Source organism: uncultured Sulfitobacter sp. (assembly GCF_947500075.1).
Classification (GTDB): domain Bacteria; phylum Pseudomonadota; class Alphaproteobacteria; order Rhodobacterales; family Rhodobacteraceae; genus Sulfitobacter.
The window spans coordinates 982,764-1,004,193 of sequence record NZ_CANMQS010000001.1 but is presented as its reverse complement, the minus strand read 5'-3'; the positions used below and the strand labels follow the sequence as shown (position 1 = coordinate 1,004,193).

The 21,430-nt window shown below is 61.5% G+C and carries 18 protein-coding genes, 3 pseudogenes and 1 other annotated feature; of the genes and pseudogenes, 12 read left to right on the top strand and 9 right to left on the bottom strand.

Annotated features, from left to right (window positions below):
* Positions 1–111: 111 nt before the first annotated feature.
* The 3 pseudogenes from Q1A91_RS04875 to Q1A91_RS04865 all read right to left on the bottom strand — a co-directional run.
* Positions 112–375 (bottom strand): annotated as a pseudogene (locus tag Q1A91_RS04875) (IS30 family transposase); the annotation flags it as partial.
* A 43-nt stretch (positions 376–418) separates the two neighbouring features.
* A pseudogene (locus Q1A91_RS04870) lies at positions 419–1,682 on the bottom strand (IS3 family transposase).
* Positions 1,247–1,370 (bottom strand) — a sequence feature (AL1L pseudoknot). It overlaps the preceding pseudogene by 124 nt.
* Positions 1,683–1,752: 70 nt before the next feature.
* Positions 1,753–2,094 (bottom strand): annotated as a pseudogene (locus Q1A91_RS04865) (helix-turn-helix domain-containing protein); the annotation flags it as partial.
* Positions 2,095–2,337: 243 nt separating this feature from the next.
* Between Q1A91_RS04865 and rarD the strand changes: the two are divergent.
* Positions 2,338–3,249: an EamA family transporter RarD gene (gene rarD, locus Q1A91_RS04860; protein ID WP_299873621.1), complete on the top strand. Its 912-nt coding sequence runs from the start codon at positions 2,338–2,340 to the stop codon at positions 3,247–3,249.
* 46 nt (positions 3,250–3,295) lie between these two features.
* On the opposite strand, the gene Q1A91_RS04855 is transcribed toward rarD, so the two are convergent.
* Complete coding sequence (locus tag Q1A91_RS04855) at positions 3,296–3,706, bottom strand: nuclear transport factor 2 family protein (RefSeq protein ID WP_299873618.1); 411 nt, start codon at positions 3,704–3,706, stop codon at positions 3,296–3,298.
* 75 nt (positions 3,707–3,781) lie between these two features.
* Between Q1A91_RS04855 and Q1A91_RS04850 the strand changes: the two genes are divergently transcribed.
* A complete protein-coding gene (locus tag Q1A91_RS04850; RefSeq protein ID WP_299873615.1) occupies positions 3,782–4,429 on the top strand; it encodes an RluA family pseudouridine synthase in 648 nt (215 codons plus the stop codon).
* Here Q1A91_RS04850 and Q1A91_RS04845 read toward each other — a convergent pair.
* On the bottom strand, positions 4,426–5,280 hold the full coding sequence (locus tag Q1A91_RS04845) for an alpha-1,2-fucosyltransferase (RefSeq protein WP_299873612.1): 855 nt from the start codon (positions 5,278–5,280) through the stop codon (positions 4,426–4,428). The two genes, Q1A91_RS04850 and Q1A91_RS04845, sit on opposite strands and share 4 nt — an antisense overlap.
* 70 nt (positions 5,281–5,350) lie before the next feature.
* Here Q1A91_RS04845 and Q1A91_RS04840 point away from each other — a divergent pair, with 70 nt between their 5' ends.
* A complete protein-coding gene (locus tag Q1A91_RS04840) occupies positions 5,351–6,013 on the top strand; it encodes an FkbM family methyltransferase (protein WP_299873609.1) in 663 nt (220 codons plus the stop codon).
* Positions 6,014–6,293: 280 nt separating this feature from the next.
* On the opposite strand, the gene Q1A91_RS04835 is transcribed toward Q1A91_RS04840, so the two are convergent.
* Positions 6,294–7,721: an aldehyde dehydrogenase family protein gene (locus tag Q1A91_RS04835; protein WP_299873606.1), complete on the bottom strand. Its 1,428-nt coding sequence runs from the start codon at positions 7,719–7,721 to the stop codon at positions 6,294–6,296.
* A gap of 150 nt (positions 7,722–7,871) precedes the next feature.
* Here Q1A91_RS04835 and Q1A91_RS04830 point away from each other — a divergent pair, with 150 nt between their 5' ends.
* Entirely contained in the window at positions 7,872–8,525 is a 654-nt protein-coding gene (locus tag Q1A91_RS04830; RefSeq protein ID WP_299873603.1) for a peroxiredoxin, read from the top strand.
* Here the strand turns inward: Q1A91_RS04830 and Q1A91_RS04825 are convergent.
* From Q1A91_RS04825 to Q1A91_RS04815, 3 genes are all read right to left on the bottom strand, one after another.
* Entirely contained in the window at positions 8,522–9,253 is a 732-nt protein-coding gene (locus tag Q1A91_RS04825; RefSeq protein ID WP_299873600.1) for a glycosyltransferase family 25 protein, read from the bottom strand. The two genes, Q1A91_RS04830 and Q1A91_RS04825, sit on opposite strands and share 4 nt — an antisense overlap.
* Positions 9,254–9,278: 25 nt before the next feature.
* Complete coding sequence (locus tag Q1A91_RS04820; protein ID WP_299873597.1) at positions 9,279–9,836, bottom strand: L,D-transpeptidase; 558 nt, start codon at positions 9,834–9,836, stop codon at positions 9,279–9,281.
* Between the two features lie 153 nt (positions 9,837–9,989).
* Positions 9,990–10,409, bottom strand: coding sequence for a MarR family transcriptional regulator (locus tag Q1A91_RS04815; RefSeq protein ID WP_299873594.1), 420 nt, complete (start codon positions 10,407–10,409; stop codon positions 9,990–9,992).
* A gap of 72 nt (positions 10,410–10,481) precedes the next feature.
* Between Q1A91_RS04815 and Q1A91_RS04810 the strand changes: the two genes are divergently transcribed.
* The 8 genes from Q1A91_RS04810 (at position 10,482) to Q1A91_RS04775 (ending at position 21,430) form a co-directional block, all read left to right on the top strand.
* Entirely contained in the window at positions 10,482–11,624 is a 1,143-nt protein-coding gene (locus Q1A91_RS04810) for a substrate-binding domain-containing protein (RefSeq protein ID WP_299873592.1), read from the top strand.
* Positions 11,625–11,755: 131 nt separating this feature from the next.
* Positions 11,756–13,360: a flotillin domain-containing protein gene (locus Q1A91_RS04805; protein ID WP_299873589.1), complete on the top strand. Its 1,605-nt coding sequence runs from the start codon at positions 11,756–11,758 to the stop codon at positions 13,358–13,360.
* 45 nt (positions 13,361–13,405) lie between these two features.
* Positions 13,406–14,626, top strand: a complete 1,221-nt coding sequence (locus Q1A91_RS04800) for an ABC transporter substrate-binding protein (protein ID WP_299873586.1) — start codon at positions 13,406–13,408, stop codon at positions 14,624–14,626.
* 70 nt (positions 14,627–14,696) lie between these two features.
* On the top strand, positions 14,697–15,563 hold the full coding sequence (locus Q1A91_RS04795) for a branched-chain amino acid ABC transporter permease (protein WP_299873583.1): 867 nt from the start codon (positions 14,697–14,699) through the stop codon (positions 15,561–15,563).
* Positions 15,563–16,588, top strand: a complete 1,026-nt coding sequence (locus Q1A91_RS04790; RefSeq protein WP_299873580.1) for a branched-chain amino acid ABC transporter permease — start codon at positions 15,563–15,565, stop codon at positions 16,586–16,588. The genes Q1A91_RS04795 and Q1A91_RS04790 overlap by 1 nt, the downstream gene beginning before the upstream one ends.
* On the top strand, positions 16,581–17,297 hold the full coding sequence (locus Q1A91_RS04785; RefSeq protein WP_299873577.1) for an ABC transporter ATP-binding protein: 717 nt from the start codon (positions 16,581–16,583) through the stop codon (positions 17,295–17,297). Before Q1A91_RS04790 ends, Q1A91_RS04785 begins: the two co-directional genes overlap by 8 nt.
* Positions 17,297–19,666 (top strand): amidase, encoded by a 2,370-nt coding sequence (locus tag Q1A91_RS04780; protein ID WP_299873574.1) that lies wholly within the window; start codon positions 17,297–17,299, stop codon positions 19,664–19,666. The genes Q1A91_RS04785 and Q1A91_RS04780 overlap by 1 nt, the downstream gene beginning before the upstream one ends.
* A gap of 12 nt (positions 19,667–19,678) precedes the next feature.
* Positions 19,679–21,430 (top strand): AMP-binding protein, encoded by a 1,752-nt coding sequence (locus tag Q1A91_RS04775; RefSeq protein WP_299873570.1) that lies wholly within the window; start codon positions 19,679–19,681, stop codon positions 21,428–21,430.

Genomic DNA, 21,430 nt, shown 5'->3' with positions numbered 1-21,430 from the left:
AACATTCTTCTCGTCATTTAGATTCTCCAGTTTCATAAACACCTTATCTCGGTGTCCACGAAACCGGCAGCAGGCCAGGATCGCATCCTTGATCTTGCGCAGCTTCAACCCTTTCTGGGTTGCGTGCCGTGACCGCCTGATGGCACGTGGGCTGCGCAAACACTCCTGCAGTTCCTTCTTCAACACCCCACGGGTCTGTACATAAAGGCTGCGGTAGATCGTTTCGTGGCTCACGCGGTACTGCTCCTCGTCCGGATGCTTGCGCTTAAGCCAACCAGCGATCTGCTGCGGTGACCATTTCCGCCGCAACTTGCGTGCAATCAGTTGGCATAACGGGTCGTTGAAAGAGAGTTTACATGATTTGGGCCGCGTCGCGCAGTGAACCGCACCGGGTTTGCCGGAGGCTGATTTGTCTTAGTTACGCGGCCATTTCTGATCTTTCCAGAGCTGCGTAGAAGTTTGCTTCGGCCTCTGCTGGCGGGACATTCCCGATGGGCTCCAGCAGGCGGCGGTTGTTGAACCAATCGACCCATTCGAGGGTGGCATATTCCACGGCATCGAAGCTGCGCCATGGACCTCGTCGGTGAATGACTTCTGCCTTGAACAGCCCATTGATCGTTTCGGCCAGAGCGTTGTCGTAACTGTCGCCGATGCTGCCGACCGACGGGGCGATCTTCGCCTCCGCCAAGCGCTCGGTATACTTGATCGACAAATATTGAGAACCGCGATCCGAGTGGTGTACCAGCTTGTCCTGTGCTGGCCTGCGTTGATGAATAGCCTGTTCTAGGGCATCCAAGACAAATCCGGCAGAAGCCGTGCGACTGACGCGCCACCCGACAATGCGGCGGGCAAAGACGTCAATGACGAAGGCCACGTAGACGAACCCCTGCCACGTCGCGACATAGGTAAAGTCGCTCACCCAGAGTGCGTTTGGCGCGGACGCATGGAATTGGCGGTTTACCTTGTCCAATGGGCACGGCAGCGCCTTGTCCGGGATCGTTGTCTTCGGCTTCTTGCCGCGCACGACGCCCTCAAGGCCCAAATCCTTCATCAAGCGTGCGACGGTGCAGCGCGCAATATCAAAGCCTTCTCGACGCATTTGATGCCAGACCTTTCGAACGCCATAGACGCTGAGGTTTTCCTCAAAGACACGCTCAATCTCGGGCTTCAGTTCTTCGGCACGCTTTGCGCGATCCGAAAGGCGTGAAGGGTCAGCGCGCTTGGCCAAATGATCATAGAACGTGGCTGGGGCAATCGGCAGGACGCGGCAGATTGGCTCGACCCCATGATCACCCCGGTGATCTTCTATGAACTGGATCATCGTTTCAGTGGGCGGTCGAGCTCCGTCCCGCTGCACGGCAACACATGCGTGCATGTGTGAGAGTGGGGGCAAAATATGCAGACGCTTTGCGCAGGATCTCATTGGCCTGTTTCAGCTCGCGCACCTCGCGCTCAAGCGCCTTCATCTTCTCGGCCTGCTCGATCGTGATGCCGCCGCGCTGGCCGGTATCAACCTCAACCTTCTTGACCCATTCGTTCAGCGTTTGCGGCGCGCAACCGATCTTCGAAGCAATCGACACGATCGCTGCCCAACGGCTCTCATGCTGCCCTACGCCATCCAATACCATTCGCACCGCGCGCTCGCGCACTTCTGGTGAATACTTGTTCGTTGTCTTTGTCATGATGCTCCATCCTACTCAAGAGTTGAAGCCTCCGGCAAACCCGGTGCGGTTCAAAGTCCCATGCGCGCTGATCTGAGCACGCCGCGCGATAGGCCTGACGCCCGCCATTTCTGCGGACCTCCCGGCTGATTGTCGAAGGCGCGCGGTTCAGGCTTCTGGCGATCAAACGCAGGGACTGATTTGCGACCAAGCCGCGCGATATCTCCTCTCGCTCTGGCAAGCTCAAAGCAAAACGCGATCTCTTACGGGCAGGTGGCCGGATCCCGCCAAACTGCGCCAAATGCGGGAAGATCGAAGATGACGCACGATCAAAGTGCCGTCCTATCGAACTCATCGACTCGCCGCGCTGCCAGCGATCCCACATCTCGGATTTCTGTTTGTCCGTGTAAAACGTTCGCGTTCGATACTTCATCTCTCACACTCCATCTTTCCAAAAAGAGTAAAGTGTTGCGACCACCCGTTGAAACCGCCCCGCAAACCTGCCACTCACCCAAGACCGCAGCCGCTTCGAACCCACTGTCTCCTAACCTATCGTTTGCCGTATGCGGGGGGCGCAGATTCTGACCCTGAACACCCAAAAATGTACCCGGTACAAAGTCCTCCTTTCCAAACCGCGCCCTCCTGTCCTACCCCTGTGGGGAAGAGGACACCCGCCATGACAACACCCGAGGTTGCGCCGCCCAAGACCAACGAAGACACGCCGCAGGGGCTGGCCTTTGCGCTGACGGCCTATGGGCTTTGGGGGTTCCTGCCGCTCTACATGAAGCTGCTGGAGCATATGCCCGCAGCTGAGGTGGTGGCGCATCGGGTGTTGTGGTCTTTGCCGATCTCAATGGTGGTGCTGTTGGTGCTGCGGCGGACAGATGCGCTCAGGCAGGCGTTGCGGAACCCGCGCATGCTGGCGATGGGGGCGGTGACGGCGGCGTTGATTTCGATCAACTGGGGGATCTATGTCTGGGCGATTTCGGTGGACAAGACGCTGGATGCGGCGCTGGGGTATTACATCAACCCGTTGTTCAGTGTTTTTCTGGCCTTCGTCTTGCTGGGAGAGAAACTGAGCCGCGCGCAGTGGGTTGCCATCGCGCTGGCCAGTGCTGCGGTGGGTGTGCTGGCGGTGGACGCGGGTGGCGTGCCGTGGGTAGCGGTTGGATTGACGCTGTCCTGGGGGTTTTATGCGCTGGCCAAGAAGCAGTTGCCGATTGGGCCCAATCAGGGGTTTGCGCTGGAAGTGCTGCTGCTGACTTTGCCGTGCCTTGGCTATCTGGCGTGGCTGACGCAATCGGGTGGGGCGCATTTCCACTTTGATGGCGGGCGCGACATGTGGCTGCTGATGGGCTGCGGGTTGGTCACGGCGGTCCCGTTGATGATCTACGCCAATGCGGCCAAACGGCTGAGGCTGTCGACGATCGGGGTGTTGCAATACATCGCGCCGACGATGATTTTTCTGGTGGCGGTGTATGTGTTCGAAGAACCCTTCGGCACCGCACGGGGCATTGCATTCCCGATGATCTGGGCGGCACTGGTGATTTATTCAGGGTCGATGCTGGGGCAGATGCGGCGGGGGTAGGGCACGCGGCGGGGTGTTTGGTTTTTGGGGGTGGGTTTCACCCACCCTACGAGAGGGCCGCCTTGTGTTTTAGAAACGCGGGGTCCTGCATCACCCGTTCGTTCATTGCGGCGCGCAGGGCGCCAATCGTCTTGTGCGGGCGCATCACCACTTCGAAGTGCTGCATCAGCCCGGCCTCATTCAACGTGATTAGATCCACGCCCACGGCATCCAGCCCATCCACCTTGCACTGAAACTCCAGCGCCCAATCCACGCCTTCGCCAAACACCCGGCGGTATTCGAAATCGGTGAACACCTCATTCACGTGCCCCAACACGGCCGAGACCGCATCCCGCCCGGTCCATGTGGCCCAATAGGTCGGCGGCATGAAGGTGATGTCCTCGGCCATCAGGGCGGGGATGCCGTCGTGTGATTTGGCCAGGACAAGGTCGTGAAAGCGCTGGATCGTGGGGTGCATGGTGGGTCTCCTGTTGTGCCTAACGTGCCACGCAGCCCTTGCGCGGCCCAGCGGTTTTTGACATCTGCGGCAGCTATGGACGCAACGTATTCCCCGCCAGACACCCCGCTTGTCATCCTGCATGAAGATGCGGAAGTGCTGCTGGTCGACAAACCCTCCGGTTTGCTGAGTGTGCCCGGCAAGGGGCCCGATCTGGCCGATTGCCTGATTACCCGCGTGCAGGCGGCCTTTCCCGATGCGCTGCTGGTGCACCGGCTGGACCGGGATACCTCCGGCGTGATGATCTTTGCGCTGACGCCTTACGCGCAGCGGCATCTGGGGTTGCAGTTCGAAAAACGCATGACCCGCAAGACCTATGTGGCGCGCGTCTGGGGCGTGCCGGAGGAGAAATCCGGCACCGTTGATCTGCCGCTGATCGTGGATTGGCCGAACCGCCCGCGCCAGATGGTCTGTCACGAGACAGGCAAACCCGCGCAGACCGATTGGAAAGTGATCAAGAGCGACGGGAAGACGGCGCGGGTGAAGCTCTTTCCCAAGACCGGGCGCAGCCATCAGCTGCGGGTGCATATGCTGGCCATCGGCCATCCCATTCTGGGGGATCCGTTTTATGCGACCGGGGAGGCTTTGGCATACCCCCGCCTGATGCTGCATTCGGAGGAATTGCGGTTCAATCACCCGCAGGGCGGGCGGTCTGTGAAGGTGCGCGCGAAGGCGCCGTTCTAGGGTGCGATCTTCAGCCAGTTTTGGGGCAGGATGTCGGGATTGTGCTGGTGGTCGTTGCCGAACCATCTGGCAGGGGCCGCGACTCGTTTGGCAGGGTTGGGGTTCAGCCAGGCGGACCACCAGCTGAAGGTGGAATTGGCAATCACGTTATGGGTGCAGAGCGACATCAGCCGCATGTCCTCATGTGCGGTGTCGCGGCCGTTGAGGTCCACCACGGTTTTCTCAAAGGGCACCGACAGATTGTCGCGCGCCCAGCCGGGGTCGTCGGAGAAGACAAACACACGGGGGGTGTCGGGCAGGTCTTTGGTGATGGTCGCAAGGGCCGCATCATAATACGCCTGATCGCAGACGGCGGAGGCCCCAAGCGCCACGTAATCGCCACGCCGGACGTGCAGGGCGATGGTGGTGCCTTGGGCAATACGCGCAGTCATTTCAGCGTTTGCAGGCGACATCGGCGGGGTCATGGTGAAGTCATCGCGCAAACGGTCGATGATCGGGGTAAAATACCGGTCGCTTTGCCAGTAGCCGTGCAGGTAGCTGCCGTCGCCCCATGTCTCAAATGCGGTATTATACCCCAGCCCGTCCTCGCGCCTCAGGACCGGCGTTCGTCCGAGCTTCCGCCACAGCGCATAGGCAACGGGCCGCGCATCGCGGTCAGGGGGCAGGTGGTCCGGCTCCACCAAGGGCAGATCGAAAATCGCGCGCAGATCGCCCTGATCCTTGGCCGCCGCAGGGCGCGGATCAAGGGCCAGTGGCACATCCAACCGCGACGCCAGCGCCGCCCCTGCTGCGTATTGGAACATCTGATTGCCCAGCCCGCCATGAAGCCGCGTGATGATCATTGCCTGCATCGCCTTTTGTTCCGTTGTTTTCCTTTCTAGGGTAACCCGCGCAGGCTGCGCCAGTTGAAAAGGAATTGCGATGTCGGTGTCGAGCGAGCTGAACAAGATGTGGAAACTGGCCAGTGACCCTGAATTCCGCGCGATGAAGCGGCAGGTGAAGGCGTTTCGCGCCGCCCACGGGCGCGGCACGCCGGAGCGATATGAGGGGCTATCGCCCGGTGATGTGGTTCTGGATGTAGGCGGCTATCACGGTGACTGGGCCGACCGGATGACCGCGCTCTACGGTGTGACCGTCCATGCGTTTGAGCCGCATCCGCGGTTTGCGCAGATGATGACGGACCGCTTTGAAGGGCGCGCGGATGTGCACGTGCATGATTTTGCCATGGGGGCAGAGGCAGGCACGCTGGCGCTGTCGGATGATGAGAACGCGTCGTCCGCGTTGGTGGCCGCTGGCCCGCAGGTGACGGGGGCGATCCTGCCGGTGGCGGATGTCTTTGAAGAGCTGGATCTGGCGGAGATCAAGGTTGTGAAGATGAACATCGAGGGGGGCGAATATGATCTGCTGCCCGCGATGATTGAGGCGGGCCTGATGGGCCGCGTTGATCGCCTGACGGTACAGTTTCACAATTACGGTGCAGGCCAGATCGAGGCGCGGGAGGCTATTCGGGACGGGTTGTCCAGGACACATGCCTGCGTTTGGGAATACCCGTTCATCTGGGAAGAATGGGCGCGCAAACCATAGTGCCGGCCCTGTTTCTCAACCGGCAGCGTGCGTGGTTGCGGCAGGATTGAGTTTATGGGCCAAATGAAGCCTGGAGCGTCGCGCATCCACTCTGCCCCGATCGCCTGAACGATGGGGCAGAGCTTCATCTGGCACGCGGGGTCGCTCTCCAGCTGTCCGCGCATTTCGACGCTATCCAAGAGCGGTTAACACAGTGTTAAGGCGGGACGGTCCGGGCTTCATTTGGCCCATAAACTCAATCCCGCCCTTTCCGCCTGCGCAGCCGCAGACAGGGCAGTGCTTACTCAGCCGCCCAACCGGAGACCGCCTTGATCTCAAGGAACTCCTCAAGACCAAACACACCACCTTCGCGGCCATTGCCGGATTGCTTGTAGCCCCCGAAAGGCGAGCCTTGCGCAAAGCCCTGACCGTTGGTTTCCACCATGCCGGAGCGCAGACGGCGCGCCACGCGGCGGCGTTTGTCGTCGTCCGTTGTCTGCACGTAGTTGGTCAGGCCGTAGGGCGTGTCATTGGCGATGGCCACGGCTTCCTCTTCGGTCTCGAAGGGGATGATCGACAGCACGGGGCCAAAGATTTCCTCGCGGGCGATGGTCATGTCGTTGTTCACATCGGCAAACACCGTGGGTTTGACGTAATAGCCGCGGTTCAGACCATCGGGGCGGCCCAGACCACCGGCGACCAGACGTGCTTCGCCCATACCGACTTCGATCAGCTTCTGGATCTTGTCGAACTGCACCTCAGAGACCACCGGGCCGATGTGCTGGCCTTCCTCGGACGCGGGGCCGACGTGGGTGTTGTTGGCCACGTCTGCGGCCATCTCCACCGCTTCGTCATAGCGCGACTTGTGTACCAACATCCGGGTTGGCGCGTTGCACGACTGGCCGGAGTTGCGGAAGCAGCGGATGGCGCCGGATTTGGCGGCCTTTGGATGGGCGTCCTCAAAAATGATGTTGGCCCCCTTGCCACCCAGCTCCAGCGACACGCGCTTGAGGCTGTCAGCGGCGGCTTTGGAGATCGCGATGCCTGCGCGGGTGGAGCCGGTGAAGCTGACCATGTCAACTTCCGGGTGCGCAGAAAGCTGCGAGCCCACGCCGGGGCCGTCGCCATTCACCAGGTTGAACACGCCTGCCGGGAAGCCTGCCTCGTGCACGAATTCTGCAAAGAGGTGGCCGGACAGCGGTGCAATCTCGGACGGTTTCAGCACCACGGTGCAACCTGTGGCCAGTGCCGGGATCGCCTTGAGGATGATCTGGTTCATGGGCCAGTTCCAGGGCGTGATCAGGGCACAGACGCCGATGGGTTCCTTCAGCGTCTTTTCGGTCGCGGTGAAATCCTCCTCAAAGGAGAAATTCTCAAACGCCTTGAGGAAGCCGCCGATGTGCCAGGTGCCGGCACCAACCTGCTGCACGCGGCTGAGGTCGATGGGCGCGCCCATTTCCATGGACATGGCCTGCGCCATTTCTTCCTGGCGCGCGTCGTAGATCTTGGCAAGCTTTTCGATCAGCGCCACACGTTCCGCACGCGGGGTCTGGGACCAGCCATCAAAGGCCGCACGGGCGGCCCCCACGGCGGCATCGGTATCGGCCTGATCGCCCAGTGAAATCACCGCGCATTGTTCTTCGGTCGAAGGGTCGATGACGGCAAAGTCATTGGCCGCAGCAGGGGCGACCCATGCGCCGTTGATGTAGAAATCACGCTTTTCCAGCATGGCAAAACTCCCAGTTTGATTCGAGGCACCGCAAGGGGGTGTGACGGCGGCACCATGACCCTTCGCATATGCGTCCGCAAGTGGGGGGATGCAAGCGGGGGAAAGAAGGATTAGGTTGCGGTCGAGACCATAAATGCAAGGAGACACCTCATGGGTTTGCGCATCAACGACACCATCCCTGATCTGACGGTTGAAACCGACCATGGCAGCCTTTCGCTGCATGACTGGATCGGTGACAGCTGGGCCATTCTGTTTTCTCACCCCAAGGATTTCACGCCCGTGTGCACGACCGAATTCGGGGCCGTGGCGCAGTTGAAAGACGAATGGGCCAAGCGCGGCACCAAGGTGATCGGCGTCAGCGTCGACGGGGTTGAGGACCACAAGAAGTGGAAAAGCGATATCGAGCAGGTTGCCGGCACAGAAGCCACCTTCCCGATCATCGCAGACAGCGGTCTGGAAGTGTCCAAGGCCTTCGACATGCTGCCTGCGGAGGCCTATCTGCCTGATGGCCGCACCCCTGCTGATTCAGCAACCGTGCGCTCGGTGTTCATCATCGGGCCGGACAAGCAGTTGAAGCTGTCGATGACCTATCCGATGACCGTGGGCCGCAACTTTGCTGAGGTGCTGCGCGCGCTCGATGGGTTGCAGACCTCGACAGGCAAAGGTGTGGCGACACCGGCGAACTGGAACGTGGGCGATGATGTGATCATCCCGCCCACCGTGTCCAATGAGGATGCAAAGGCGAAGTTCGGCGCGTTCACCACCGTGCTGCCCTATCTGCGCACGACGAAGGCGCCCGACTAGACCTGCGGCCTGCGCCGCACCCGCGCGCGGTAGATCGCGCGCCGTATCTCCCGCATCAGCTTGCCGCTGGTGCGGGATTTTTTCTGGATGGTGGAGGGGCCGGGGTGTTCGGACACGCCGCTGTGCAGAATGGTCTGGACCCGCTGGCCGGTGACCCAGTGCATTTGCAGGGTCGTGTCGACGGGGCGGTCGATGGTGCGGGTCGCCGCCAGCAGGCGCTGAGCGGCCTGCCTGCCCACCACCTGCGCCACGGTTTGCAGCCCGATTGTGCGCGGCGTGAACAGCTTGGCCGCGCCTTCACTGTCGGTAACAGATGTGACCTGCTCCCGCTCTTTTGCGGGCAGACGGATGAAACACGTCTCATCCGCGTTGCGCGCAATCAGGACCAGCGTGTCGGGCCAGAGGATCGGGTCGAGGTGCAGGTCATCCTCCACAATGAGGGCAAAGGGGTCGGGACCGTCCGCGATGGCCTCCCAACAGCGGCGGTGGCTGAGAAAACACCCCCGCTCACCCGCGCTGAGCGGGAAAGGGTAGGATGGTGCATGCAGCGTGCCGGGGGCGGTGGGGAAATCCAGCGCTTCGGTGCGGCCAACGACGGCGGGCACAATGCGGGCGTCTGGCAGCGTCTCGCGCAGGGTGGCGACGTTTTCGCGGCGCGCGTCGGTGCCGGTCAGATGGATGATCAGCGATTGCATCGCGCGATCCCGGTCAGGTGCAGCCTGACCCATGGCGAAACAGGGCGCACGCGGGAGATCAATGCAGCACAACGCGGGTGCCGCTGGGCACACGGTCATAGAGATCGATGGCATGGGCGTTGATCATCCGCACACAGCCGTTGGACCGGCGGGTCTCCACCGTATCAGGGCGCGGCGTGCCGTGGATGCGCAGCAGCGTATCGCGCCCGGCGGCGTTGTAGAGGTAGAGCGCACGCGCCCCCAGCGGATTGTTCGGCCCGCCCGGCATGCCCTCTGCGTGTTTGGCATAGAGGTGTGGCTCACGCTTGATCATCGCCTTGGTCGGCGTCCAGCGCGGCCATTCGGCCTTGCGCCCCACCGTGAACGTGCCGCTTTCATAAAGCCCCGCCCGGCCAATGCCGACGGGATAGCGCACCGCCTTGCCGCCTTCCATTGTCCAGTAAAGCGCGAACTGACCGGGATCGACGTGGATCTCTCCGGGGGCAAAGCTGCGGCGGATGCGCACGATGCGGGCCTGATGACGCTCGGGGATCTTGTAGGGTTCAGCGGTGGCAAAAGCGGGACCGGCGGCAAGCGTGGCAGCGCCTGTCAGCAGGAAGGAACGGCGGTTGAACATGGGGTGTACTGGTCCTTGGTTGGCGATCCTCTATTGGTAGCGTAACGCGCGTTGCGGCGTAAAGTTGCACCGGCCCTTCCCCTCTTCCAAATGGTTCAAAAACCCTGCCAGAGGCCTGAAATCTCTTTTGGTGCCTCCCTGACACGGCGCGTATCAGGCGAGTTTGAACAAAAGCTCTTTCAACAAGGTACCATCCTGCGCCTCAAACAGGGCGGTCAGGGCGTTGTCCTGATCCTCCACATCGGCGCGGACCTGTAGCATGCGGGTCTGGCCAAGGCTGGTCAGCAGCAGATTGATCTGGCGCTGATCCGCGTCCGAGATCTGGCGGTGCACCAGACCGTTGGACACCATGCGGTCCACCAGTTTGCTCAAGGTCGGCGGGTTGATCAGCGCGCGTCTGGCCAGCTCCCCCATGGTGAGCTTTTCACCGGCATCGAGGCATTCCATCACCCGCCAGGCTTCAATCTGGATGCCGTGTTTCTTCAGCCGTGCGTTCAGCAGTTGGTTCACGTTCCGATGCGCGGCGGCCAGCGCATAGGATAGATTTTTGTCAAATTGCCCTGTGCCAGTCATCTTTGCACGCCTCTGCTTGTTATCGGTTGAAATTAATTGACTTGGAAAGCAATTTCAATTGGAATGTGCGGGTTGTCCAAGGGGGACGTGGATCTGGGACGTAAATCCGGGAGCATTGCGGCGCCGATTGAACTGGCAGATTTCCGCACGGGCGGGGATCATTATGCGTCCGGCGCCTTTCGCGTTGCGCTGCTGATCCCGATGTGCGGGCCTGCGGGGATCTGGGCACCCTCGTGTATTTCCTGCGCGCAGGTCGCGGTGGAAGAACTGAACCGCAACAAGGGCATTCAGGGGCGGCGTGTTCAACTCATCATGATCGATGCCGCGGTGGAAGCCGGGGAACCCATCGAAGAGATCATGAACGAGCTGATTGAGCTTGGGGCGATTGATGCGATTGTCGGCATGCACCTGAGTGCGGTGCGGCAGCGATTGTCCAAGGTCGTGCGCCAGCGTATCCCCTACATCTACACGCCGCTTTATGAAGGGGGAGAGACCACGCCGGGGCTGTTCGCCATCGGGGAGACCCCGCAGGAGCAGCTTGGACCCGCCATGGCGATGTTGCAGCAGGCCTTCCGGCTGCGCAGATGGGCGTTGATTGGCAATGACTACGTCTGGCCGCGCAGTTCGCATTCCTATGCCAAGACCTGTCTTCGCCAGATGGACGCGGAACTGGCCATGGAGTGCTATGTGCCATTTGGCCTGCCCACCATGACGGAGCTGGTGAACCGGCTGGAAGCCTCTGGCGCGGATGCGGTGCTGGTGTCGCTGGTGGGGCAGGATGCGGTGAATTTCAATCGGGAGTTCGGGCGGCGGGGCTTGCATAAATCCATCGTCCGGCTGTCCTGCGCGCTGGAAGAGAACGGCTTGATGGCTTGTGGGGAGGGCAATCTGGAACGGTTGTTCTCGGTCTCCTCCTACTTCGGCGCAATCTCGACCGAGGCGAATGCCTGCTTCAAGGAACGCTATTACGCGCTGCACGGGGACATGGCCCCGACGCTGAATGCGCTGGGGCAATCGACCTATGAAGGGCTGCATTACCTTGAAGCGCTGCTGCGCGATTTCGATGACGTCTGGCAGCAGCGTTCCACCCGCGACAGCCTGCCGGTGATTCACGAAACCGGCCGCAGCTTTGCCCGGAAAGTCAGCCGCAAACGCCCTGCTGTCTATCTTGCGCGGGCGGATGGCATGCAGTTTTGCGACTTTAAGGTGCTGTAATTCATACCTAAAAGAAGAATTACTTTCCTGTTCAAATAAAACACTTGAAACGGAAAGTAATATTGATCACCGTACCCGTCAGGGACTGCGCGACCCATTCCGGGTGGCGTGATACGACGGGAGAGCATTTGGTGTACTGGCTTCTGGCACTTGTCATTCTGGTGATCGCCCTGTTGATCGGGGTCTGGTTCCTGCAACGCTTCTACGCCAAGGCGACGCTGGAAAGCGCGCTGGTGCGTACCGGTATGGGCGGGCGCCGCGTGCTGACGGACGGGGGCTGTGTGTCGCTGCCGATTGTCCATCAGGTGCAGCGTGTGTCGATGCAGACCGCCTCCGTTTCGGTGACCCGCACGGGGCGCGACGCGGTGCTGACGGCGGACCCGTTACGCGCGGATGTCGTGATGGAGTTTGACCTGCGCGTGGCGGCCGATGACCAGAGCATCGCGACGGCCGCGCAGGCTTTTGGCCACCGCATCGCGCGGGGGGGAGAGGCGTTTGAGGATGTGCTGGCCGGACCGCTGGCCAATGCGGTCCAGACGGCGGCTGCGGCGCGGGAATTGAATGACATTCACATGAACCGTGGGGCCTTCACGCAAGAGGTGTCGGAGATGGTCACGGCCCACGCGGCACGGCTGGGGCTTGATCTGGTATCGGTCGCGCTGATTTCCGTGGATCAGAGCGATTTTGCCCAAAGGGATGAGAACAACACCTTCGCGGCCCGTGGCATGCGGCGTTTGGCAGAGATGGTCGCCGAAGAGCGCAAGGCGCGCATCGCGGTTGAGACCAGCACGGAAGTGGCCGTGCGGGAGCATCGGTTGTCCCAGCACCAGCGCCAGATTGAGCTACAGCAAGCGGAGCGGGAAGCGGAGATCGCCCAGCGGGAGCATCTGTCCAGGCTGGAAGCGGAAGCGGAAAGCCGGTCGGCGCAGGCGAAAGCCGAAGCGCTGCGGGCGTCGGAGACCATGCGCATCCAGCAGGAGCAGGAGACAAAAGCCGCGCAGGTGGCCAATGACGAGACGCTGCGCAAGGCGGAGATGCGGGCGCTGCTGGAGTTGGAGGAAGCCCAGATCGCCAATGACATCAAACTGGCACAGGCCCGCGCCAAGCAGGCCAAGGCCAAGGCGGATGAGGAAGAAGCGCGTGCGCAGGTCATTCTGGCCGCCGAGAATGTGCAGGCCCAGAAAGAACGCGCCGTGACCCAGCGCGAGCGTGAGATCGCCAAGCTCAAGCAGGAGCGCGACATCGAGTTGGAGGATGCGCAGGTCAAGAGCGACGTGAGCACGTTGCTGGCCCGCGCACAGGCAGAAGCCACCGCACGGACCGCCACAGCCGAGGCGGAGAAATCTGCGATGGAAGCGCAGGCGGCGGGGCATGCCGCGCTCAACACCGCAGAGAACACCCTGAGCGACGCGGTGATCCGCATGCGGCTGGAAGAGCGCAAGCTGGAGAAGATGCCGGAGATCATGACCCAGATGATGAAGCCGGTGGAAAAGATCGATTCCATCCGGATCAACCAGATTGGCGGATCGGGCGGCGGTGTGTCCTCGGGTGGCGAAGGCGTGGATAGTGCCTTTGGTGCCGCGATGGATCAGATCCTTGGCATGGCCGTGCGGCTGCCTGCCATGAAGCAGATGGGCGAGGAGATCGGCATGGATTTCGATGTGCCCACCGCAGGCCGCACGGCGGATTACGCCAACCGGATCAAAGCGAAAGACGACCCGAAACCCAAAGAGTGACCTGAATTCACCCTGACCTGAAACGAACCAACGGAGGACATAGAGATGTCTCTGAACAGAAGAGAATTGCTTGGCGGTGCCGCCACCCTGACCGCAGCGGGACTGCTGCCGACCGTCACGCTGGCGGCGGATACGATCCAGCTGGGATCGATCCTGGATACATCCGGGATCTTTGACGCCTACGGCAAGCCGATGGATCAGGCGATGCGGCTGGCGGTGAAAGAGATCAACGACGCGGGCGGCCTGTTGGGCAAGCAGGTCGAGGTTGCGGCCTATGACACGCAGTCGGACATGGCGCTCTATTCACAATACGCCCAGCAGCTGACCCGGCAGGATCAGGTGGATGTGGTGCATGGGGGTATTCTGTCGGCCTCCCGTGAGGCGATCCGCCAGACGATGCGCAAGACCAAGACGCTGTATTTCTACAACGTGCAGTACGAAGGCGGCGTGTGTGACCGCAACATCTTTGTCACCGGCGTGACACCTGCCCAGCAGGTTGAGGTCTTGGTGCCCTATGCGATGGGTAAATCGGGCCCGAAGGTGCATATTCTGGCGGCGGATTATAACTACGGCCAAATCACCGCGCGCTGGATCCAGAAGTTTGTCGAAGACAACGGTGGTGAGGTCGTGGCGACGGATTTCTTCCCGCTGGATGTCTCCGACTTCGGCTCCACCATCACCAAGATCCAGCAGACCGCGCCTGATCTGGTTTTTGCCCCGCTTGTGGGGGGTGCGCATCTGTCGTTCTTCCGGCAGTGGGCTGCGGCGGGCATGAAGGACAAGATCCCGCTAGCGTCCACCACGATGGGAGTGGGCAATGAGCACAAGGTACTGACGCCTGAGGAAGGCAACGGCATCATGGTTGCCTACAATTACAGTCAGGAGTTGGAGACCCCATCCAACGTGGCCTTCAAGGAGAAGTGGGAGGCGGAATACGGCGATACCACTGCCATCCACGAGCTTGCGGTGTCCACCTATCAGGGGATCATGCTGTGGGCCGAAGGCGTGCGCAAAGCGGGCAGTGTCGACCGCGACGCGGTGATTGACGCGCTGGAGACGGGCATTTCAATCGAAGGGCCTGCGGGCAAGGTGACGATTGATCCGCAGACGCACCACGCCACGCTGGATGTGCATATCATGGAGTTCGAAGGGCAGGGCATGACAGTGGTCGAGACGCTGCCGCAGCGTGCGCCTATCGACACGCAGGCGGTGTGTGATCTGCAAGCCAATCCGGATGACAACACACAGTATGAGATCGAAATCTGATCTTTGATGCGCATCCTGTCGGGGCGGCCTGGGTTGCCCTGACATCTTCCTTTTTCAGACGGCAGGCACCATGGATCTTAGCTTCGTCATCCTTGTTGAAATGCTCTATGCGGTGGCGTCACTGGTTTTGATCAGTGCGGGGCTGGCGATTGTTTTCGGCATGATGAAAGTCATCAATCTGGCCCATGGTGAGTTCATGATGATGGGCGGTTATGCGACCATCACAGCTGTCGGGCTGGGCGTGAATGTCTTTGTCGCGATGCTGGTGATTGCGCCGCTGGTGGTGGGGCTGATCGGGCTGATCGTGGAGCGGCTGGTGATCCGGCACCTCTACGGGCGGCTGGTCGATACAATGCTGGCGACATGGGGGTTGAGCCTTGTGTTCATTGGGCTGGCCACGATGATCTTTGGCAATACGACCACCGGCATCTCAACCCCGATCCCCGGTTTTGCCGTGGGGGGGTATCAGATCAACGGGTACAACTTTTTCATTATCGTGGTGTCGATTGTGCTGGTGATTGCGATGTACGCCATCCTGCGCGGCACGCGCGCCGGGCTGATCGCGCGCGGCACGATGCAGCGGTCGGATATGGCCGCCGCATTGGGCTACAGCCCGGACCGCATCTATATGGCGACGTTCTTTTGCGGCTCTGCGCTGTCTGGTCTGGCGGGGGCGGTGCTGGCGCCATTGGTGGGCCTCGTCCCGACATCGGGCGGGGCCTATATCGCGGAGGCGTTTATCACCGTGATCGCAGGGGGGCCGTCATTGATCGCAGGGCTGGTCAGTTCGGCCACGGCCTTTGGTTTGGTGAACCAGATCTTCACCTTCGCCATCTCCCCGGTGATTGGAGAGGTTGCCTTGCTGGTCGCCGCTGTCGTGCTGCTGCGTGCCATGCCGCAGGGCATCACCGGACGCTTTTTCAAGGATAAGATGTGATGGAGCGGTCTGCGACGCAGGATGTGCTGATCACGCTGGTGGTGTCGGCCCTGTTGATCTGGATCATGCCGATGCTGATCACCACCTACACGCTGACGGTGCTGATCATCTACGGGATGCTGGGGCTGAGCCTTGGGCTGATCTGGGGGTTCGGGGGCATCCTGTGTTTCGGGCAGGCGGCGTTCTTTGGGCTGGGCGCCTATACCTATGCCATTGCCGCCATCAACATCGGCGAAAGCACGGTGCCGATGATCCTGGCGGTGCTGGTGCCTGCGGTGTTCGCGGCGCTGCTGGGGGCGATGATGTTCTACGGGCGGCTGACAGATGTCTATCTGGGGGTGATCACGCTGGTGGTGACGCTGATCCTGTTCAAATTCGTCAATTCCACCGCCGGGCCGCAATATGTGATCGGCAACGCGCGGATTGGCGGGTTCAACGGGATACCGGGATTTCAGACGCTGAACGTGCCGGGTGATCCAAATGCCTATATCTGGGGTGTTCCCTATTACTACGTCTGCGCGGTTGCGCTGGTGATCGTGTTTCTGCTGGTGACGTGGTTGCTGCGGTCATCCTTCGGGCGCATTGCTGTGGGCATTCGGGAGAATGAAACCCGGATGGGGCTGATGGGCTATGACGTGGCCGCGCGCAAGACGGTGCTGTTTGCGATTGGCGCGGCGATTGCGGGGCTGGCGGGCGCGCTTTTTGCCAATTGGGGGGAGATTGTCACGCCGAACCTCTTTTCCCTCGGGCAATCGGCGGAGATCATCATCTGGTGCATTGTTGGCGGTCTGGGCACCCGGCTGGGGCCGATTGTCGGGGCTGCGGGGCTGGCTTATCTCAAGTTCATGCTGGGCCAGCAGAGCATGATTGATAACACGCTGATCATCGGTCTGATCCTTGTGCTGTTCGTGCTGTTCCTGCCGCGCGGGCTGGTGCCAGCGATCAGCGGGCTGTTTGAAGCCACCTTTGGGCGGGCACGGCGCAGACCTGCCGCGCGCCGGATGCGGAGGGCGCGGCATGGCTGAGACGGTGCTGGAAACCCACGCCCTGACGATGCGCTTTGGTGGCGTGACGGCCAGTGACAACGTGAACTTCAAGCTCAAGGCGCGGGAGTTGCGGTGTCTGATCGGGCCGAACGGGGCGGGGAAATCGACGTTCTTCAAATGCGTGACGGGCTTGCTGACCCCGACGGAGGGGCATGTGTTCATGCGCGGGCAGGATGTGACGGGATGGCAGCCGCATCAGATCGCCTCGCTCGGCGTGGGGATCAAGACGCAGACGCCCAATGTGATGGATGCGCTGAGCGTGCATGAGAACATCTGGCTGGCCGCACGGCGGTTTCATGCCGTGGCGGAAGCGCGCGGGCGGGCCGATGACATCATCGACCGGCTGGCGCTGGGCGCGATTGCGCGCACGCCGCTGGGGCAGTTGGCGCATGGCGAACGCCAGCGGGTGGAACTGGGGATTGTGGCCGTTGCTGATCCGTGGCTGGTGCTGCTGGATGAGCCTGCGGCGGGGATGAGCGCGCAGGACGTGGACCGGATGACCGACATCATCCACACGCTCACCCACAGTGCGGCGGTGGTGATTGTGGAGCATGACATGCAGTTCATCCGCTCCATCGCGGAGACGGTGACGGTGTTTCATCAAGGGGCCGTGTTGATGGAGGATCACGTGGACCGCGTGATGTCAGACCCCCATGTGCGCGCCGTCTATCTGGGAAAGAACGCGTGATGGACAATGAGCGCGATATCCTGCTGAGCACCAAGGGGCTGTCGGGCGGCTATGGCCGGGTGCCGATCCTGCATGGCATTGATCTGGACGTGGCAGAGAACGAAGTGGTCGGAGTTCTGGGCCACAACGGCATGGGCAAGACGACGCTGCTGAAGACGCTGATGGGGTTTCTGCCCGCGACTTCCGGCCAGATCCGGTATGATCAGAGCGACATCACCCGCCTGCCTCCCAATGCGCGCAGCCAGATGGGTCTGGGATATGTGCCGCAGGGGCGGGGGATCTTTCCGCAGCTGACGGTGCGGGATAATTTGCGGTTTGCCTGGCAGGACCATGGTGGCGGGGCCGAGGCCGAGGTGATGGAAGCGGTCTTGGCCGACTTCCCGCGCCTGACGCGGTTGCTGGACCGCGAAGGTGGCGCGCTGTCAGGCGGGGAGCAGCAATTGCTGTCGCTTGCGCGGTGTCTGATGACGGACCCGGATTTCCTGCTGCTGGATGAACCCACCGAAGGCATTCAGCCGTCAATCATTGAAGAGATGTCAGAGACGCTGCTGGCCCTGCGCGCCAAGCGCGGGCTGTCGATCCTGCTGGTGGAGCAGAACTTTGATTTCATCGCGGACCTGTCTGACCGGGTGTTGGTGCTGGAGCGGGGGCGGATCACCGGGACCTTGTCGCGCGCGGATCTGTCGGATCAATCCAAAGTGGATCAGTTTCTGGGGTTTGGGGCGGCCAGAGGCACGCGGCAGGCCACGGCTCGCGCCTCTGCCGCGCCGCCGAACCGGGCGGAGAGCCTTGCCGGGCCGCCGTCCGCCCCTGCCGCCCCACCACGCCCGCAACCTCAAGTCTCAACGGTGACTGCCATGACGATCAAACGCCCCACCCTTGCCCAGATGCGGTCCATGGCGGACCGGTTCGGGATGAGCCTGTCGGACGCCGATCTGACCGAATATACGGAGATCATTGAGCCTTACATGCAGGCCTATGACCGGCTGGATGCGATGCCCGACAACCTGCCTGAAGTGCGCTACCCGCGCAGCCCCGGCTATTTCCCCGACCCGACGGAGAACCCGCTCAACGCTTGGTATGTGAAGACGGAAGTGCGCGGCGCACCTGATGGCAAGCTGCGCGGCAAGCGGATTGCCTTGAAGGATACGATCTGTCTGGCCGGGGTGCCGTTGATGAACGGATCGTCGATCATGGAAGGCTACACGCCGGAGATTGACGCAACGATTGTGACGCGGATGCTGGACGCCGGTGCGGTGATCGCGGGGAAGGCGCATTGTGAGAACTTCTGCCTGTCGGGCGGCTCGCACACCAATGCCAAGGGGCCGATCCACAACCCCTACAAACGCGGTTATATGGCCGGCGGGTCCTCTGCCGGGTCGGCGGCCCTGGTGGCGGCGGGAGAGGTGGATATGGCGATTGCGGGGGATCAGGGCGGCTCCATCCGGATTCCGTCGTCGAACTGCGGGTGCTATGGCATGAAGCCCACGCATGGGCTGGTGCCCTACACCGGTGCGATGCCGATTGAGCAGACGATTGACCATCTGGGGCCGGTGACCAACACGGTGGCCGACAACGCCTTGCTGCTGGAAGTGCTGGCGGGCGAAGACGGGCTGGACCCCCGGCAGTACAAGCCCAAGGTCTACAGCTATACCGAAGCGCTGGGGCGCGGGGCGCATGGATTGCGGATCGGGGTCTTGCAGGAGGGCTTTGGGCATCCGAATTCGGAACCGGATGTGGATGCCAAGGTGATGCAGGCCGCCGCGCGTTTTCGCGAACTGGGGGCGCGGGTGGAGGATGTGTCGGTGCCGGAGCATCACACCGCGATGGACGCCTGGACGGCGATCACGCTGGAGGGTCTGCAAGACGGGATGATGTGGGGCAATTCGACAGGCACAAACTATCGCGGGCTGTTCCTGCCGTCGATGACGGACCATATGGCGCAATGGAAGGGGCGGGCGGATGAATTGAGCCATTCGCTCAAGGCCTGCATGTTCGTGGGCGAGCATTTTCAGCGGCAATATCGGGGCCGGTTCTATGGCAAGGCGCAGAACATCATGCGGCGGTGCAATGAACGCTATCTTGCCGCGCTCAAGCAATATGATCTGCTGCTGATGCCCACGCTGCCGATCAAGCCGCAGGAACATCCGCCTGCGGATTGCTCGCTCAGCCTCTATGTCCAGCGGGCGTTTGAGATGGTGCCCAACACCGCGCCTTTCAACGGTGGCCTGCCCGCGATGAGCATTCCCTGCGGGTTTAGCGAAGGTTTGCCTATTGGCATGCAGTTGGTTGGGCCACACTATGGAGAGATGAAGATCTATCAGGCCGCACACGCATTTGAGCAATCGGGCGATTGGCGCGACATGTAAGGAGACATCACTGTGACGATCCTAAATGAGAGCATTGCAAACCGCATACAGAACTTCGGGCTGGATCAGGGGGAGGGGGCGCAGACGAACCTCGCCCCGCGTGATGGCAAATCCTATGTGCAGGGGGCAAAGCACCCAGAGCTTGCTTTTGCCACGATCCCGCAGTTGTTGCGCGATGCGGTGTCGCGATACGGCCCACGGGATGCGGTGATCTTTCCGGACGCGCGGTTGAGCTATTATGATCTGGACCGGGCCGTGGATGCGCTGGCCACCGGGTTTCTGGCGCTTGGGCTGGAAACCGGCGACCGTGTTGGCATCTGGTCGCCCAACCGGCTGGAGTGGGTGCTGACGCAGTTCGCGACGGCGCGGATCGGGGTTGTGCTGGTCAACATCAACCCGGCGTATCGGTTGTCGGAGCTTGAATACGCGCTCAACAAAGTGGGGTGCAAGGCGCTGGTTATGGCGCGGTCATTCAAGTCATCGGAATACCTCAAGATGGTGCGCACGCTGGCGCCGGAGCTGGATGGGGCAGAGAAGGGGCGCTTGCAGGCGGCCCGGCTGCCGCAGCTGCGCCATGTGATTGTCATGGGCGAAGCGGAGGACGACGCAGGCTGCTGGCGCTTTGATGAGGTGTCATCGCTGGGTGGTCCGGCCCAGCAACTGCGGTTGCCGAAGATCGACGGGACGTTGCAGCCGGACGATGCGATCAACATCCAGTTTACCTCCGGCACCACGGGTCAGCCCAAGGGCGCGACCCTGTCGCATTACAACATCGTCAACAACGCACGGTTTGTGACGGACCGGATCAAGCTGACGGAGAATGACCGTCTGGCGATTCCGGTGCCGCTGTATCACTGTTTTGGCATGGTGATGGGGGTGCTGGGCGCGGTCAGCAAAGGGGCGGCGATGGTCTTTCCGGGCGAAGCCTTTGATCCGGTGCAGACGCTGGATGCGCTGGCCAGGGAACGCTGCACCGCGCTTTATGGTGTGCCGACGATGTTCGTGGCAATGTTGCAGGAGCTGGATGCCACCCCGCGCGATCTGTCTGCCTTGCGCACCGGGGTGATGGCCGGCGCGCCCTGTCCGGTGGACGTGATGAAGCAGGTCAACGACAGGATGAACATGCGCGAGGTGACGATCTGTTACGGGATGACCGAAACAGCGCCGGTATCCTTCCAGAGCTTTGTGGATGACACGACAGAGCAACGCTGCGCCACAGTGGGCCGGGTGCATCCGCATCTGGAGGTGAAGATCATTGATGAAGCGGGAGCCGTTGTGCCGGTTGGTGTGCAGGGAGAGCTGTGCACACGGGGGTATTCGGTGATGAAGGGCTATTGGGAAGACAGCGCGCGCTCGCAGGAGGCGATCCGGGACGGGTGGATGCACACGGGTGATCTGGCGGTGCTGGATGCCGACGGTTTTTGCACGATCACGGGCCGGGTGAAGGACATGATCATCCGGGGCGGAGAGAACATCTATCCCCGTGAGATCGAGGAGTTTCTGTTTGGCCATCCGGATGTGAGCGAGGTGCAGGTCTTTGGCATTCCCGACGCGCGGCTGGGCGAAGAGGTCTGTGCGTGGATTGTGCCCAAGGCGGGCAGATCGGTTGATCCCGACGCCATGCGCGCGTTCTGTCAGGGGCAGATCGCGCATTTCAAAGTGCCACGGCATTTCCGGCAGGTCGATGAACTGCCGATGACGATCACCGGCAAGCCGCAGAAGTTTGTCATGCGCGACCGGATGATTGAGGAGTTGGGGCTTTAG